Origin of the sequence: Lactococcus sp. S64 (assembly GCF_016516525.1) — a bacterium.
Classification (GTDB): Bacteria; Bacillota; Bacilli; order Lactobacillales; family Streptococcaceae; genus Lactococcus; species Lactococcus lactis.
The window spans coordinates 165858-181867 of the sequence record NZ_JACVUQ010000001.1 but is presented as its reverse complement, the minus strand read 5'-3'; the positions used below and the strand labels follow the sequence as shown (position 1 = coordinate 181867).

14 protein-coding genes are annotated in these 16010 nt (G+C 35.5%); 1 reads left to right on the top strand and 13 read right to left on the bottom strand.

The features are described 5' to 3' along the window. Nucleotides 1–2: 2 nt before the first annotated feature. The 11 genes from murQ to pcrA form a co-directional block, all read right to left on the bottom strand. Nucleotides 3–896, bottom strand: coding sequence for an N-acetylmuramic acid 6-phosphate etherase (gene murQ, locus IAE51_RS00855; protein WP_103054716.1), 894 nt, complete (start codon nt 894–896; stop codon nt 3–5). Then, nucleotides 889–1950, bottom strand: coding sequence for a DUF871 domain-containing protein (locus tag IAE51_RS00850; RefSeq protein WP_200094509.1), 1062 nt, complete (start codon nt 1948–1950; stop codon nt 889–891). Before IAE51_RS00850 ends, murQ begins: the two co-directional genes overlap by 8 nt. Before the next feature lie 158 nt (nt 1951–2108). Continuing rightward, on the bottom strand, nt 2109–3080 hold the full coding sequence (locus IAE51_RS00845) for an L-lactate dehydrogenase (protein ID WP_200094504.1): 972 nt from the start codon (nt 3078–3080) through the stop codon (nt 2109–2111). Nucleotides 3081–3177: 97 nt separating this feature from the next. After that, entirely contained in the window at nt 3178–4080 is a 903-nt protein-coding gene (locus tag IAE51_RS00840; RefSeq protein ID WP_200094502.1) for a bifunctional riboflavin kinase/FAD synthetase, read from the bottom strand. A gap of 30 nt (nt 4081–4110) precedes the next feature. Next, the gene (gene truB / locus IAE51_RS00835) at nt 4111–5100 is read right to left on the bottom strand and encodes a tRNA pseudouridine(55) synthase TruB (protein WP_200094499.1); all 990 of its coding nucleotides are present in this window, start codon (nt 5098–5100) and stop codon (nt 4111–4113) included. Nucleotides 5101–5239: 139 nt separating this feature from the next. Further along, on the bottom strand, nt 5240–5932 hold the full coding sequence (locus IAE51_RS00830; protein WP_033899461.1) for a hypothetical protein: 693 nt from the start codon (nt 5930–5932) through the stop codon (nt 5240–5242). 170 nt (nt 5933–6102) lie between these two features. After that, on the bottom strand, nt 6103–7611 hold the full coding sequence (locus IAE51_RS00825; RefSeq protein ID WP_003132064.1) for a flavocytochrome c: 1509 nt from the start codon (nt 7609–7611) through the stop codon (nt 6103–6105). Between the two features lie 164 nt (nt 7612–7775). Next, entirely contained in the window at nt 7776–8234 is a 459-nt protein-coding gene (locus IAE51_RS00820; protein WP_017864437.1) for a VOC family protein, read from the bottom strand. 77 nt (nt 8235–8311) lie between these two features. Then, a complete protein-coding gene (locus tag IAE51_RS00815) occupies nt 8312–8884 on the bottom strand; it encodes a DNA-3-methyladenine glycosylase I (protein WP_058212263.1) in 573 nt (190 codons plus the stop codon). 45 nt (nt 8885–8929) lie between these two features. Continuing rightward, nucleotides 8930–9397 (bottom strand): 8-oxo-dGTP diphosphatase, encoded by a 468-nt coding sequence (locus IAE51_RS00810; RefSeq protein ID WP_003132061.1) that lies wholly within the window; start codon nt 9395–9397, stop codon nt 8930–8932. A 19-nt stretch (nt 9398–9416) separates the two neighbouring features. Continuing rightward, complete coding sequence (gene pcrA / locus IAE51_RS00805) at nt 9417–11693, bottom strand: DNA helicase PcrA (RefSeq protein ID WP_200094496.1); 2277 nt, start codon at nt 11691–11693, stop codon at nt 9417–9419. 156 nt (nt 11694–11849) lie between these two features. On the opposite strand from pcrA, the gene IAE51_RS00800 reads away from it, so the two are divergent. Further along, entirely contained in the window at nt 11850–12626 is a 777-nt protein-coding gene (locus tag IAE51_RS00800) for a rhomboid-like protein (RefSeq protein WP_200094493.1), read from the top strand. Here IAE51_RS00800 and IAE51_RS00795 read toward each other — a convergent pair. Together IAE51_RS00795 and IAE51_RS00790 are read right to left on the bottom strand one after the other, a co-directional pair. Then, nucleotides 12571–13200, bottom strand: coding sequence for a DUF998 domain-containing protein (locus IAE51_RS00795; protein WP_180259620.1), 630 nt, complete (start codon nt 13198–13200; stop codon nt 12571–12573). The genes IAE51_RS00800 and IAE51_RS00795 overlap by 56 nt on opposite strands. Next, the gene (locus IAE51_RS00790) at nt 13187–15952 is read right to left on the bottom strand and encodes a phosphatidylglycerol lysyltransferase domain-containing protein (RefSeq protein ID WP_200094489.1); all 2766 of its coding nucleotides are present in this window, start codon (nt 15950–15952) and stop codon (nt 13187–13189) included. The genes IAE51_RS00795 and IAE51_RS00790 overlap by 14 nt, the downstream gene beginning before the upstream one ends. Nucleotides 15953–16010 lie beyond the last annotated feature (58 nt).

Below are 16010 nucleotides of genomic sequence, written 5' to 3'. Positions count from 1 at the left end.
TCTTAATTCAGAGTATTTTTCACAAAACCATTTGCTCTAACAAGCTTGGTTTTTCCTTCTTCTGCTGCACAATCAGTTAATAACATGACAATTGCAAGTTTAACATCTTGATCGGCTTCAATGAATTTTTCTTCGGCTTCTTCATAAGTACAATCTGTCGCTTGCATAATGATGCGTTTACTACGCTCAACTAATTTTTCATTTGTTGGTTTAACATCCACCATCAAGTTGTTATAAACTTTACCAATCCCAATCATTGAAATTGTTGAAATCATATTCAAAATTAATTTTTGAGCTGTTCCCGATTTTAATCTTGTTGAGCCTGTTAAAAATTCTGGTCCACAATCAACTTCAATTGGAAATTCGGCATGTTTTGAAATTTCAGCATTAAGATTACAAGAAAGGCTTGCCGTTTTAGCACCAATTTCTTTAGCGTAATCTAAAGCTCCAATTACATATGGAGTCCGACCACTGGCAGCGATTCCTAAAACAAGGTCGTTCTCATTCAACTTCAAATCAATCAAATCTTGTCTTCCAAGTTCAAGACTATCCTCAGCCCCTTCGACAGCAACCGTCATTGCTTTGTCACCACCGGCAATTAAACCAATCACTTGGGTAGCTGGTACGCCAAAGGTTGGGACACATTCAGCGGCATCAAGTACACCTAAACGACCACTTGTTCCAGCACCCATATAAATCAAACGGCCACCTTTGTTAAAAGCTTCAATCGCTGATGAAATAACTGGTTCAATATTTGGAAGTGCTTCTTCAACTGCAAAAGCAACTTTTTTATCTTCATTATTCATTTTAATAAGCGCTTCTGCGACAGCCATTTGGTCAAGGTTAAAAGTTTCGTCATTTCGTCGTTCTGTTGTTAGTGTTGATAAATCAATCATTATTTTTCTCTTTTTCTATTTTAAATTTTTGTCCTGGGCCAATAAAAGAAATAAGTTCTAAATCTTCTTTAATAATATTTCCCACAACATTTACTTTTTTATCTGCTGGCAAATTCCTTTTAGTAATTTGAATTTCGCCCATATAACGACCATATTCACAATTATCAATAGTAATTGAGCCTTTTTTTCTCTCAATTGTATTTTCTGGATTTATTTCAGAAATTTCATTGAAGCGGGCCTGAGCGCTGCGGATCACATCTCTAGCATCATCTTGTCTATTTTCATGCTCACCGAGAACTTTAGCAAAATCACTTGTTGCTTGGGTTGCTTGCAATACAAGTTCCCTCTTTTGAAGATATTGGTTAATCTGCCAAGCTGTTCTTGCTTTTAATCCTCCATCCCCAACATAAATATGATCTATATTTATAGATTCCATATCAAGTAAGGAAGAGAGTGGATGTTGATAGCGGTGCGCTTCAAGGGTTGGTAATCCTTCATATAAAGGATGGCGTAGAGAATCATCTCCCGGAATAAAGACCATAACTTTAAATGAATTTCTTTTCAAAAATTCATTTTTTTTAAGAAAGTTCTCCCGAGAAAGGCCTGTTTCTGGTCTTGGGTAATAGTTGTGCCAGGCTTCAAGCTGATTAAAGTTTGCCTTATTTTCTTTTAACTCGTCAATATCTTCTTGCCTAATTGTACTGGCATTTAGACTGACAGTCATTTTTTGACTAACTTGCGCAATTGTCTCATTGCTGATATGATAATCCATTCTGAGACCAGTTACTCCAAGTTCTTGAAGTTCTTCTACTCTATCAATAGAAAATCCAGCTTTTTCTAAAGCTTGACCTGAAATATCAACCATAAGTTTCAAATGATTCTTTTTAGCAGCTGTTCCTAAGTCTATTAGTCTTTTTTTATATAGACTTGCTTCATCCTCGGGAATATGCATCGATGTGAAAATCCCTTTAAAACCATGATTAGTCATCTTGTCAATATATAAATAGTCCTTTTCATTTAAGTCTCTATTCATAAAAATTGAATAACCGTACATTTTTTATCCTTCCGAAATATTATTTCCTGATAACGTATTCATTATAACCTAAAAGAATTATTATTTCAAGTATCAATTTAATCTTTTTTTATTTTGAAATATTATTTCATTGTTTTGTATAATAAAAAGAATAAATTTCTTTATTCTTTTTATTATATTTACAAAGTACATTTTTCTTTAATTGAATCAAAATTCTCTTTAAGAAGAACCGTTGAAGCTTTAAATTTTTCTTGCTCTTCTTGAGTTAATTCTAACTCTAGGACCGCTCGAACACCTGTTCTATCAATAATTGCAGGACTTCCTGTATATAAATCGGACTGGCAATACTCTCCTGTCAAATAGGCAGAAACTGGTAGAATCACGCTTTCATTTCTAAAAATTGCTCTTGTCAAACGAGCTAATGAAGCAGCGATTCCGTAAGAGGTATTTCCTTTTTGCATAAAGATATCCAAACCTACTTCACGAATTTCTTTATCAATTTCATCGAAGGTTGGAAACTCTGGATTAGGATATTTTTTGAGCCACGTTGTTAATGGAATCGCACCGACTGTCACATTTGACCAAGCGGCAAAACTTGATTTCCCATGCTCAGCTAAAACATATCCATGAATACTTTTAGGATTAATTTGGAGTTTTTCAGCAACAATCTGGCGCATCCGACTAGTTTCTAAAAGCGTTCCTGTTCCTATCACACGATGTTTAGGCAATCCAGATACTTCTGCAACAACTTGGGCAAGGACATCAACTGGATTTGATGCGACCAAGAAAATACCATCAAAACCTGCATCCATTGTTTTACGGGTTATATCACGAATCATTTCGACATTATTTTCTAATAACTGTAGGCGATCTGGATTTTTTCCGAAAGTTGCTGACGGAGCATTGGCAGATAAAACAACAATATCTGCATCAGAAACATCTGAATAATCAGCAGCATAAATGTTTTTAGGAGCTGCGTTTAGATAAGGAAGCGCATGAAGCAAGTCTAAACTGTTGGCTGAAGCTTTACTTTTGTTGGTATTTATTATTGCAATTTCATCTGCTAAATCATCAACAACTAAGTTATGAGCATAAGTACTCCCGACGGCTCCAGCTCCAACAATTACAACTTTTTTGTTATTAATTTTCATCTCTTTTCATCATAAAAAAACAGCGGATGTCATTTTGACTCACGTTGTTTTTCTACTCCCTTTCCAAATCTCTTTTCCCAATTTACTTACAGTTTATTTACGCTTTGAAATCACGAGCAATTTGCTCGTCTTCTTTCATTTGTTTAATTAATTGATCTATCCCATCAAATTTAATCATATCACGAATTTTATCTAGCCATAAAACAGTCAATTTCTCACCATAAATTTCTCCATTAAAATCAAAAATATGAACTTCAACTGTTTTTTCAGTCCCGTTAAAAGTATCATTATATCCAATTGAAGCAAAGCCACGATGACGTTCTCCAGCAAAAATGACATCACAGGTATAAACTCCAACAGCTGGCAAATGAACGTAATCTTTAATTACTAGATTTGCTGTTGGATAGCCCAGTTGTCTTCCGCGGGCAAAACCATGAACAACAAGGCCTCTTGTTTCATAAGAATAACCTAAAAGTTCATTTGCTTGTGCAATATCACCTTCTTCAACTGCTTTTCTAATACGTGTCGATGAAATTTTTCCATGTTCATCCGCTTTTTCCGGCATGATGACCACACGGTAGTCTTCCGTTGACTTGAGATTTTTCATATCAGAACCTGTCGTATAATCAAATCCTGTAATCACCACTTTGGGATTAAATCTTTTGACGACACTTTCTGCGAATTCAGTTGAAGTTTGATGAGCAAAATTAGAAGTGAAATCTTTAAATACAAGGTAATCTACCCCATTTTCAGCAAAGAGCTCTGCTCGTTTTTCATCTGAAGTTAATTTCAAAAGCATTTCAGGCTCAAATTTTTTGAAGGTTAATGTTGGTTTTTCCGGAAAGGTAAAAACAGCTATTTTTAAATTCAATACCGCCGCAATTTTTTTAGCTTCTGTAAAAAGACTTTGATGTCCTCGGTGTAATCCATCAAAATAACCGAGGACAAGGATAAGTTCTTCATCAAATTTTAGTTCATCATTAAATTCTAATATTTCCATTTTTCTCACTTTGGCTCATATTGCTAAGAATTAAACCAATACTTTATTTGGTTTCCAAATTCCTGCTTTTTCTGGATGTTTCATGTAAACAGCAACTAATTTATCATCATAAAAGGCTGCAAATTTGTCTCTTGTCAGTTCTGACAAGTCTGTCAGTAAAAATTCACTTTTATTAGACTTAATGACAGGGCTGTCAGTAGTTTCATCTGTAACCCAATCATCCTCAGCAAATTTTTTTCCAACTCGTGCCATTTCAAACTGATCAGCAGTCAAATTTACTCTTGGCAAATCACTGACAGCATATTCTGCTGGGTACATTAAGCTAGAAAGCTCTCCTGCCTCCATTGCTACTTCAATCTCTGAGAGTTTGACAGCATCTTTAATCATCAGTCCATTACTTGCTGTTCTTTGCAATTTTGACATATGTCCTGCATAACCAAGTTGCTCTGCTAAATCTACTGCTAATGTTCGGACATAGGTTCCTTTACTGCACTCAACTTTGAAAGAAAAGCTTACCAAACCTGCCGCTTCATCAGTCATCACGGGACTTGTTCTGACAAATGATTTGATTGTAATCTCTCTTGCCGGACGGTCAACTGTCTGACCAGCTCTGGCATATTCATACAATTTTTTTCCGTTAATTTTTACGGCTGAATACATTGGAGGAATTTGCTTTATTTTTCCAATAAAATTTTTCATTACTGAGTCAATTTCAGACTCTGTCAGTTCTCGTTCTACTGGCGTTTTACTGACAACTTCCCCGTCAGCATCTTCGGTTTCCGTTGAAAAACCAATAGTAACTTCACCTTCGTAAATTTTACCTGCCGCTTCCATGTACTCTAATAACCGCGTCGATTTTCCAACGGCCACTGGTAAAACGCCTGTCACAGAAGGGTCTAAAGTTCCACCATGTCCAATTTTTTTTGTTTTTAAAATACCACGAAGTTTGGCAACAACATCAAAAGATGTCCAGCCCGCTTCTTTATAGACATTTAAAATGCCATTTAAATTTTCATTCATCCTGAAAATTATAGCATTTTTTGACTAAAAAATCACTTACAGTCTTTATGATTGGTCCTTTCCATAAAAAAATTACTGACAGAATGTCAATAATTTCTCTGACTAAAAAAGACTGACCAAAGTCAATCTTTTATTATACTTAATTTCCCGTTGGAACTTTTGTGGCGTTTATTGATTTGATTTGTGAACTACCACTATTGAGCGAAGCATCCGAACCATATTTAGCTACAAGTTGCGCACCTGTCAGTGTTTCTTTAGTTTGCCATTGAACCATTGGCCATGGATCCTGTGCCATTCTTAAACCTGTCTGCGTTGGATCAGGAACTTGTAAATAATAGGTTCCATCAGCATTTTGTTGAATACGTGCTGTATTTTGTATAACATTGACAGGGTCAGAATACGTGGATACGCCATTTGAACCTACATTAACAAGATAAGTTAAGTAAGATTCTCCAGTATAAATATCAAATTTGCCTTGAGCATTATTAACCCATTGGGCATAAACTGCATCTTGCTGCTTTCCAGTTAGAGTTGACCAGCTTTTTGGAGAGTCATTACTTGAAGATGCCGAAGTCTTTGAACTACTTGAAGCGGAAGTTGATTCTTGAGTTGAATCACTCGTTGTACTAGAGCTTTGTGATTTACTACTTGTGCTCTTACTTACTTTTGTCGAGCTTGTTTGTGCAAAAGAGGCTGACTTATCAGGAGTTTTATGAGGATAAAAAACTTGATAAGCAATGATTCCGAGAGCAACTACTAAAATGACTGCCAAACTGGCAATTGCAATTACTTTTTTGCTGTTTTTTGAACTCGCTTTTGAATGTTTTGCCATAAAAAGCCTCCTTAATAAAGCTTGAAAAATACTTTTTCATAATTAAATTATACTTAATTTTCTTATCTATTTCAAAGAATTTACCTTTAATCAATCTTAATAATACAAAAAGTTACTGACAAATACTCCGTCAGTAACTTTTATTCTTAATAACTACTTATAAGTAAATATTAATTGCTTGTTTTAGCATAGGCCGCAGATTGAGTTCCAGCTTGTCGTCCAAAGATAACAATATCAGCAACAGCGTTACCACCAATGCGGTTACCACCATGGAGACCACCTGTAACTTCTCCGGCAGCATATAATCCTTGAATTGGACTACCATCTTTTTTCAAGACTTGAGTATTTGTATTAATTTTTACCCCAGCCATTGTATGGTGAATTCCTGGAGCCACTTTAATGGCATAATACTTACCTGATACTTCAGTAGTCATTCCTGTTGTACGACCAAAGTCTTCATCTTTTTTAGTTGATACAGCTTTGTTCCAACCATCAATTGTTGAAGTCAGTGCTTTTTCATTAATGTCGAGCTTGTCAGCAAGTCCCTTGATACTGTCAGCTTCAACGACCATATCTTTAGATATATACTGTTCAACTGCTTTTACTTTATCTTTAGTTCCTTCTCCAAAAATAACATAAGAATATTTTCCTGGTTGTTTAAGTTCAGCAGCAGAAACTTTATCACGAGTATCCATTTCATTAAAGAAACGTTTCCCTTTTTGATTTACAAGAATCGCCCCTTCACCACGAATTGATTCTGAAACAAGATAACCTGTTTTTTGGAATACAGTTGGATGAATTTGAATTTTATCCATGTCAACTAATTCCCCACCAAGTTCTGAAATCATAGTAATTCCGTCACCAGTTGAACCAGCCGCATTTGTTGTCACATAATCTTTAAGGTCAGGACGATATTTTGCAATCATTTTCTTATTTGCACCGAATCCACCTGTTGTAACAACGACTGCTTTAGAAGAAATATCTTTAGTTTCACCCTCAATCTTAACTTTAACTCCAGATACTTTACCATCTTTTTCAGTAATTTTGGTAACATCACTATTTACAAATAAGGGAATATTTCGTTTGGTAATATTTTCTTCAAGACCTTTTACCAAATAACCACCAACTGCTGAACCATCATGTGGTCGGTGAGTTCTTGAAACTGACATTCCCCCTGTCGTAGTTAAATTATCTAAAACAATTCCATTTGTATTTAACCAATCAACAGCACCAGCCGAGTGGTCAACAAAATAACGAAGGAGTGCCTTGTCATTCGTACCACCACCACCTTTGAGCGTTTCTTCATAAAATTTATCATTTGAATCAGCGACACCTTGTGCTTTTTCGACTGATGTTTCTGATGCGTTCAAACCAGCTGAGGCTTTTGAAGTATTTCCACCAGCAATTGGCATTTTTTCTAAAATGACTGGATTCATTCCAGCATCTTTTGCTTCAATTGCTGCAGTCATTCCAGCCCCACCAGAACCAACAATAATCACATCGTATTTATCACTTAAAGTAGAAGGATCAGCATAGATGTTTGATTTACTTGCACCAGCCGAGGTTTCAACTTTCTGAGACGAACTTGATTGTCCTTTTGTATTCTTTGTATTACTCCCACAAGAAGTCAAAGAGAGGCCCACAAGCGTTAGCAAGCCTAGTTTAGTCCAAATTTTCATAAATTACTCCTTTTGTGTTAAAATTCACATAGTTATTATAACAAATTTTTAGCAACTTTCCAAATATCTATAAAATTTTTAGCTGTCATTAAAAATATTTTCAGAATAAATCACAAAAAGTACTGACAGAATCGTCAGTACTTTCCAGTTTTACTTATAAAGATTTATGAGTTTGATTGTAACTTAGAATAAGGCTGAGCATGTAGCATCCAACGCACTCCGTACTTGTCAGTAAAATCACCCATTTTTCCACCCCAGAATTGATTTTCAAAAGGTAAATTAACAGTGACTGTCCCCGATTCAACAGCCTTGTTCCAAAAAGCATCTGCTTGTGAGACCGCTTGTTCGTCTTCCGAATCTAAATCAATTAAAATTGAAATGGAATCATAAACAAGAGGATCAACTTTCATAAAATTGTCTGCAGCCATAATGGTTGAACCTAGAATGTCAAATTGAGAATGCATTGTTAAATCGGAAGCCTTCTCAATTGGAACCCCAAATTGTTCAGCTTGTTCTTCAGCCAGAGGCAGTCGTGAAATATTTGTCGCTCCAAGAACATCTTTATAATAATCTAATGCTTCCTTCGTATTATTAAAAGTAAGATAAGGGTGAATATTAGCCATAGTAAGCTCCTTTTCTGATAAAATTTTATAGTAATTACAACTTTAATACTATAACCAGTTTACCACAAGAAAGCGCTTCAATCCATTAATTCTGCTTGTCTATAACAATAATCTGCGTGGTCATTAATCACTCCTACAGCTTGCAAGAAAGCATAGATAACCGTTGAACCTGTAAATTTAAAACCGCGTTTCTTCATATCTTTACTCATTTTGTCAGAAAGTTCATTTGTTGCTGGAATTTCTGACTCATCATTAACTTGATGCTGTAAAACTTTTCCGTCAGTAAATGACCAGATGTACTTATTAAAGGAGCCAAATTCTTTTTGAATTTCTAAAACTTTTTGAGCATTAACAATCGCCGCTTTAACCTTTAATTTATTTCTGATAATTCCCGAATTTTGTAAAAGTTCTTGTTCTTTATTCTCGTCATATACTGCTATTTTTTCAATTTCAAAATTATCAAAAGCTTCATAAAAATTTTCTTGTTTATTTAATATTGTTGCCCAAGAAAGCCCTGCTTGATTTAAATCAAGGACCAATTTTGCAAAAAGTTCCTGATCATTATGTAAAGGGACTCCCCAATAAGTATCATGATAATGAATCATTTTATCAGTTGACAAACACCAATTACATCTTCTTAATTCAGTCATTTCTACCTCAATCCAATTACTTTACATAATAGTTATTATGCAAATTCAATAAAATTTCTTTTCCCAATGCTCTCCATCAATCTCATAAACAAATTCTGAGTAAGTTGAGTGAAGCATCATGTCTGCCATTTCAAGAAAGCTACTTGCAAGATTCAAATTCGCTAATTGATTAATATCTTGCCAGAAAACTTTTCCTTCATCTGTTTCATTAATTAATTGACCAGAGAATTCTGTTGTTGAATAAAGAAAAACCATATATCTTCTGTTCTTCTCAGGTTCAAACCAATCCTTAACTCCACAAAGTTTTAAATTTGTGATATCAAGTCCAGTTTCTTCTTTAATCTCTCTTATTGTTGACGGAACAAGAGCCTCACCTTTTTCCAGATGTCCTCCGGGAAAAGCAATTCCAGTCCATGATTTTTTACGCTCTTGAACAAGAACTTTATGATTTTTTTCGTCAATAATGGCACACATATTTGTCAATTCGACTTGTTCTAACTCATGATAAGTCATTATTTTTTCACTACTTTTTCTATTTTTTCTCAATTGGAGCCATTGCTGCTAATAAACGTTTCATTCCGACTTCTGGGAAATTAATCTTGAGTTCCATATTTTTACCAGAACCAGAAATCCCTAATACCATACCTTCGCCCCATTTACGGTGAATCGCTGTATCGCCAATTTGCCAATCTTCTGTTTCAGAATTATTAATCGTCACTTGAGCTGCAGTTGGATTAATGACTGCTTTTCTTTGATGAAGCGCATCTGACATCGAGATCCCACTGGCAAAACCACCAGATTTATAAGAAGCATTGAAGCTTGAATTTGCTTTACGAGCAATACCAGCATATTCTAGTAATTCATCATCAATTTCCGAAATAAAACGGCTGGGACGATTATAATTCGTTTTACCATAAAGCACACGTTGATTGGCATTCATTAAGTAGAGCGTTTCTTCTGCCCGTGTAATTCCAACATAAGCCAAACGACGTTCTTCTTCCAACTCATCAATATCTTCATTTACCCGTGATAAAGGAAAAATGTTTTCTTCCATTCCAATTAAGAAAACAATTGGAAATTCCAAACCTTTTGCCGCATGCAGGGTCATCATTGTTACTTGGTCAGATTCTTCCTCATAAGCATCTGTTTCAGAAAGCAAACTAACTTCGTTAAGGAAACGGCTCAACTTATCTAAGCCAGTTTCAACAATTGGCTCTCCCGTTTCTTCATCTAGAGGAATTTCTGATTTTTCATCAAACCCTTTAGTTACTGACAAGAATTCTTCAATATTTTCAATTCGTGCTTGATTTTCGATACTTGGCATCATTTGCAAAGCTTTGACATAGCCAGTACGCTCTATCATTTCTTCAACTAATTCTGTGATTGTTGAACTTTCACTATGGGTTCTCAACAAATCAAAGGCCATTGCCAAATTGTAAATCTCACCAGCCGCTTTTCCACGAATATCGGATAACATAATATCAAAACTTGAATCTGCTAAAGAAAGTCCACGACTGTCAGCAAAACGACGTAATTTTTCTAATGCCCCCGGACCGACTCCTCGTTTAGGTTCATTAACAATTCGTTCAAAACTCATATTATCTGCTGGATTTGCTACTACATTTAAGTAAGCAATAACATCACGAATTTCCTTACGTGAGTAGAATTTAGTTCCCGCAACCATTGTATAGGGAATATTAGATTTAACAAAAGAATCTTCAATTGTCCGAGACTGAGCATTAGTCCGATAAAGCACAGCATAGTCAGCGTAAGAACGTCCGGAACGAATGCCTGATGTGATAATTTCAGAAACCTTATTTGCTTCTTCTTGTTCATTTCCAGCACGAAAATAAACAATCTTATCTCCAGCATCATTTTGCGTCCAGAGTTCTTTTGGTCGACGTTTTAAATTATTTTTTATAACATTGTTTGCCGCATCAAGAATTGTTTTTGTTGAGCGGTAATTTTCTTCAAGCAAAACAACTTTAGCTTTTGGATAATCTTTTTCAAAGTCTAAGATATTTTGCATATCTGCTCCGCGCCAACCATAGATTGATTGGTCAGCATCCCCAACGACACAGATATTTTGAAAACGACTGGCTAAAAGTTTAACCAACTGATATTGTGCATGGTTGGTATCTTGATACTCATCAACATGAATATATTGAAATTTTCCTTGATAGTAAGAAAGGACATCCGGGTTTTCATCAAAAAGGCGCAACGTCTGCATGATTAAATCGTCAAAATCCATTGATTCTGCTTTTCGTAATTCTTTTTGGTAAATCTTATAAACACGCGCAACAACCATTTCATATGGATGTCTAGCGCTTGTTTGAGCTTCATAAGCTGATTCATCTAATAAATCATTTTTAGCATTTGAAATCGCATTTAAAAGCCCTTTGGGTTCCCATTTTTTAGGATCTAAATTAGCCTCTTTCAAAATTCGTTTCATCAACGATTTTTGGTCCCCTGGATCTATAATTGTAAAATTACGATTATAACCAATATGGTCAGCATCACGCCTTAAAATTCGTACACACATTGAGTGAAAGGTCGCAATTAATGTATCTTGTGCTCTTGGAGTAAGTGATAAAGCACGCTCCCGCATTTCTTTTGCTGCTTTATTTGTAAAGGTAATCGCTAAAATATTCCAAGGATTAACCATTTTTTCATCAATTAAGTAAGCAATTCGATGAGTTAAGACACGAGTCTTACCCGAACCAGCTCCTGCCATAATCAATAAAGGCCCTTCTGTAGTTTGGACCGCTTCTGCTTGTTTTTCGTTCATTCCTTGTAATAGTGGATTCATTTTATTCTCCTAGCTGCAAATCATTATTAATTATATCATAAGTAAATCACTTAATGCGAGCCTCTTATAATCTTCTATTTTTATGGTCTAAGCCTAATAAATATGCTAACCCCTCCATAAGCTTTAATGGTATAATAAAAAGAAAAGGAATAAATTATGATTTTTTTATCAACTGTATTAATTTTATGTTGTACTTGGTATTTTTTAAAATTTTTAGCTCATTTTTCTCGTAAAATTCACGATGAGGTTCGAAAATTATCTGTCTATACTCATTTTCTTTCAAAATGGCTTCAGTCAGCCCCTGCAACATTTACCTATACCGCCATTTTTTGCGCTTTTACGCTAGTTCAAAGAACTGCACCGCAACACTTAATTAACATTCTAACGAACCATTCTTCAACAAGTATAGCCAGAGTTTCTGATAAACCAATCTCTACTTTTTTTGATAGTGCTTTTTGGGTTGCGGATAACGGAGCAGGTCTCCTCATTTATGTTGTCCTTTTTTGGACCGTTATTGCTTGGGCAGAACGAAAATATGGTTCACCAAGAATGATTGTCATCACATTGTCTGGTCATATTTTAGCCAGTCTCACTACTATTTTTCTTGAACTTTGGGCAATAAATAGCGGACGTGCTCCCAGTTCTTTAGCAATGGCAACTGATGTTGGTGTTTCATATATTTTAGTTGCTGGTTGCGCTGCTGCCATTCTTATAATGAGAAAACGAATGTTTTATATTGGACTTATAATTTTAGGACTATTTATCTTACTTCCGTTATTCGTTGAACATAGTATTTGGGATATGGGTCATCTATTTGCGGCTTTTTCTGGCTTTATTTCTGCTAGATTACTCCTTAAATTATCACCTGTGCGTACGGTCAGTTCTCCTTACGAACTTCTTTTGAAGTGCCGTTCAGAACTCTCCAACAAATAAAGACTATCCATATACCACCAAGCACCCCATTAATCTGCTGACCAAGAGGGCCTACTAACTGAGGAATTGCACCCGCAATGAAAGAAAGCAAAGTTGTAATTACAAAAGCAATGGCCAAAAGGAAAACAAATTTATTTCGATAAACTAAAAGTGAAAAAATCACTCCTGTAAGAATAAATAATAAGGCTAAAACACTTAATCCGTCATGTAAAAAGAGTTCAGGTGCTTTAAGAGGATTAGGAATTCCCTCACTGTGAGCAATATCAGCATAAGGAAAAAGTGTAGCTAAGCCTGTTGCTGCACCAAATCCCGCAATCGAAAGAAAAATTATGAGAAGACGTTTGTCTTCTCTTTCATTTTGTTTAAAAAGTCCCCACGCAAGTATCAAAGAAAAACAAGCGAAAAGAATATCTGTTAAGGTGAATAATTGATGATAAGGTTGATTAAGTGCAGAAAGTCCACTCAAAAGACTTGAGTTAACTACAGTTGGATTTAACCAAAATGCAAGAATCCAAGCATTGTACAATAAGGCAGCACAAATAGCAATAATGATTAAGTAATTACTTTTTTTCATTTTCTGAATCTACTCCTAAATCAGCTGCTTCAGTTGGTAAATAGAACTCTGCCATTGCAAAAGCAGGCAAACCATAACTGAGCGCTCTTTTTAACTCTGGCAAAGCATCTTCATTAGCTTCAGGGTCTGGAAAAACTTCTGATAAATCCATTAGAACTTCATCTTCAAGTAGATTACTAAGAAGGTTCTTTAAGGATTCAATTGATTGATAAGCCCATAAAACTGTTACTTTTGAATTCTGAATAGAAAATACCTTATCATATCCCGCAGCCAATGCCGAATAATCCTGCTTATCTACTTCAACAAATCTGTTTGATAGCAAATCTCTTCTAATTCTTGATAAATATTCTGTCCGTTCAATAAATTTTGTATGGTCTATTTTTTCGATATCTGTCAGTTCTCTTAGTGTTTTAGAAAGCATTTTCCATGAGTTAACCCGTAGACTCAATTCACCTGTTTGCGTGCGCATCAGCGTTCCTTTAACCAATACTCTATCACCAACGGTCACATCTTTTTTCCATATTGCAAAATTTTCTAAACGATTTTCTAATTCAGCATATTCATTAAGAGTGTCACGTTTTATAACCAATTGAATTTTTGCTTGATTATCTGCCAAATCTGCAAATTGCATTGCGCCTCGGCCACGCAAACTAATTAACTTCCCATGAATGCTATATTCTTTTTCATCAAATTCATCAACTGATTCAAATTTATTTCTAAGGGTTTCTACTGATTCAGTTTCGCTATCGGGAAGGCTAAATGGTGGAATGCCATTTTCTCTAAGATCATTTAATTTTTTTAGATAACTGTCATCATGACCAGCTTCATTCAATAATTCCAATCGTTTATTTTCTTCAAGTCGATGAACCTTTTTGATGAAATCTGATTTTTTCCACCAGCGATTTTCTGTTCTAGGGTCATAATCTCGTGAAAAGAAACTTTTGATTTTAGAAAAGATATTCGTCGGAACAAATCCTTCAGCTTGGCCAATTGCAAAAAGAACTGAAGTAAGAGAACCGCCATTATCATAACAAATATAACGAGTTCGCCATTCTGGCAAGTAAATATCATTTGAACGATAAAGTGATTCCAATTGGTACCAACGCGAAAAGAATTTCATTACAGTTCGTGCCGCTTTATCTAAGGCATTGGCTTGCAATGTTTCTCCGTTAATGAAGAATTGCCGTGCTGCTGCAAAGTTTAAACTAATTTCGCTTATCTCTTTTTCTTTAGCTGCTTCTATCAAACTGCTAATCATGAAAGTGACAGCTCCATTCATTGCCTCAGGAGAACGTCTCATCGTATCAAGCGACAGTTTATCTGACCCCACCGGAACAAAGGATAAAATTCCTTGAACTTTTCCAGCAGCATCGGATGCTGTTACAATCATTATTTGTTGGTCTGTTGGATCACCAAATCGACTTGAAGCCATTGAATAACCACGTTCATCACCATTTCGCCATTGTTCTGTTAATTTGGTTAAATCACTAAGTTCTGTAGCAGGAATTTCAGCCTGGCGACGAATCTTGACTTGATAGTTTTCTCTTTTTGCACGACGCATAACTTGTGCAACATCATGCATGGCTGGATTTTCAATAGAAAAGTCACGAACGATAACGACCGCTTCATCCCCGAATACAGTTGCGTTCAGCCCTAATTGAGCGTACATTTTTGCTCCTGCTTCAGAGGATCCAATAACGCCTGGTGTCCAGCCCTGTGCTCGTGCAAGGTTGAGAAATGCTTCTCCCGCACTTTTCCATGATTTTTCATCTCCGATTGGGTCGCCGCTGGCTAACAAAACATCTCCAAAAAGATGATACGTGATGGCAGCTTTTTTATTTTTAGAAAAGATAGCTTTCTTATCTCTGCGAGTCGCAAAGTATGCAAGTGAGTCATTATCACCATAATCTAGAATTAGCTGACGGATTGCTAGTTCTTGTTTTGCATTTGCCGAAAGTTCTTTTTGAGTAGAGCGCGTGAATATGAGAAATGCGCTGATAAAACCAAGAAGCATTATGACTGAAATCGTAGTACTGACCCAAATATTATTTCCAGAGCTGTACGGGAAAATTTCCTGACCAAAAGGAAGAAGGTAACGGAAATCACTGACAGATTCTCTAAAAACGTAAGCAATTCTTTGAGCTAAGGATACAGAACCATGGAAAGTTAAAAATGAAACGATTACTCCGCCAATAATAGAGCAGACAAATCCTACAGCCGCAATAATTATACCTTTCCACCAAGTGCCATTCACAATTTTTGTTGGGAAGGCATTTCGAGATAAAATCATTAATACAGCTGTCGCAAGAGAAACAACTACTCCCAGAATAACAAATAAAAGTGAGAAGATAGAAAATTGTGACATGTCAAGTGCTTCTTTGGTCACAAGTCCAAAGAAATAGGCCAATAAGAAAATAAGACCAAATGCAACAAAAGCTAATTGGAAATAGATAATTTCTATCCAAAGTGCCAATCTTCTCCGGTGTCGAATTGAGCTTGCTAAAATAAATAGAACAATTGCATTAAAAATACTAAAATCGGTAGGAAGGGCAAAAAGATAGAGGAAACCAGATAATAGTTTTTGAACAGGAGGCATCAACCAGCCGACAATCCCAACTATTAAAGCGTAAATTGAGGCAAATTGTAATAAATGCCCGAGAAGTTTTGCAGACTTATCCTGCCATGGTTTTACTCGTTTTAATCTTTGTTTTACCTTATCTTGCTTAACTTTAGCTGATTTTTTATTTTTCATAACTTCCTTCTATCAAATAACTTTTATCCAAAAATAATTAATATATGTCGTTATCATA

Bases quoted from the DNA above. Each gene is read 5' to 3' on its own strand.
- IAE51_RS00810 (WP_003132061.1), bottom strand. From the start codon at position 9,397: ATGACTTATCATGAGTTAGAACAAGTCGAATTGACAAATATGTGTGCC.
- IAE51_RS00820 (WP_017864437.1), bottom strand. From the start codon at position 8,234: ATGGCTAATATTCACCCTTATCTTACTTTTAATAATACGAAGGAAGCA.
- IAE51_RS00845 (WP_200094504.1), bottom strand. From the start codon at position 3,080: ATGAAAATTAATAACAAAAAAGTTGTAATTGTTGGAGCTGGAGCCGTC.
- IAE51_RS00790 (WP_200094489.1), bottom strand. From the start codon at position 15,952: ATGAAAAATAAAAAATCAGCTAAAGTTAAGCAAGATAAGGTAAAACAA.
- IAE51_RS00825 (WP_003132064.1), bottom strand. From the start codon at position 7,611: ATGAAAATTTGGACTAAACTAGGCTTGCTAACGCTTGTGGGCCTCTCT.
- IAE51_RS00830 (WP_033899461.1), bottom strand. From the start codon at position 5,932: ATGGCAAAACATTCAAAAGCGAGTTCAAAAAACAGCAAAAAAGTAATT.
- IAE51_RS00795 (WP_180259620.1), bottom strand. From the start codon at position 13,200: ATGAAAAAAAGTAATTACTTAATCATTATTGCTATTTGTGCTGCCTTA.
- IAE51_RS00840 (WP_200094502.1), bottom strand. From the start codon at position 4,080: ATGGAAATATTAGAATTTAATGATGAACTAAAATTTGATGAAGAACTT.
- pcrA (WP_200094496.1), bottom strand. From the start codon at position 11,693: ATGAATCCACTATTACAAGGAATGAACGAAAAACAAGCAGAAGCGGTC.
- murQ (WP_103054716.1), bottom strand. From the start codon at position 896: ATGATTGATTTATCAACACTAACAACAGAACGACGAAATGACGAAACT.
- IAE51_RS00850 (WP_200094509.1), bottom strand. From the start codon at position 1,950: ATGTACGGTTATTCAATTTTTATGAATAGAGACTTAAATGAAAAGGAC.
- truB (WP_200094499.1), bottom strand. From the start codon at position 5,100: ATGAATGAAAATTTAAATGGCATTTTAAATGTCTATAAAGAAGCGGGC.
- IAE51_RS00800 (WP_200094493.1), top strand. From the start codon at position 11,850: ATGATTTTTTTATCAACTGTATTAATTTTATGTTGTACTTGGTATTTT.
- IAE51_RS00815 (WP_058212263.1), bottom strand. From the start codon at position 8,884: ATGACTGAATTAAGAAGATGTAATTGGTGTTTGTCAACTGATAAAATG.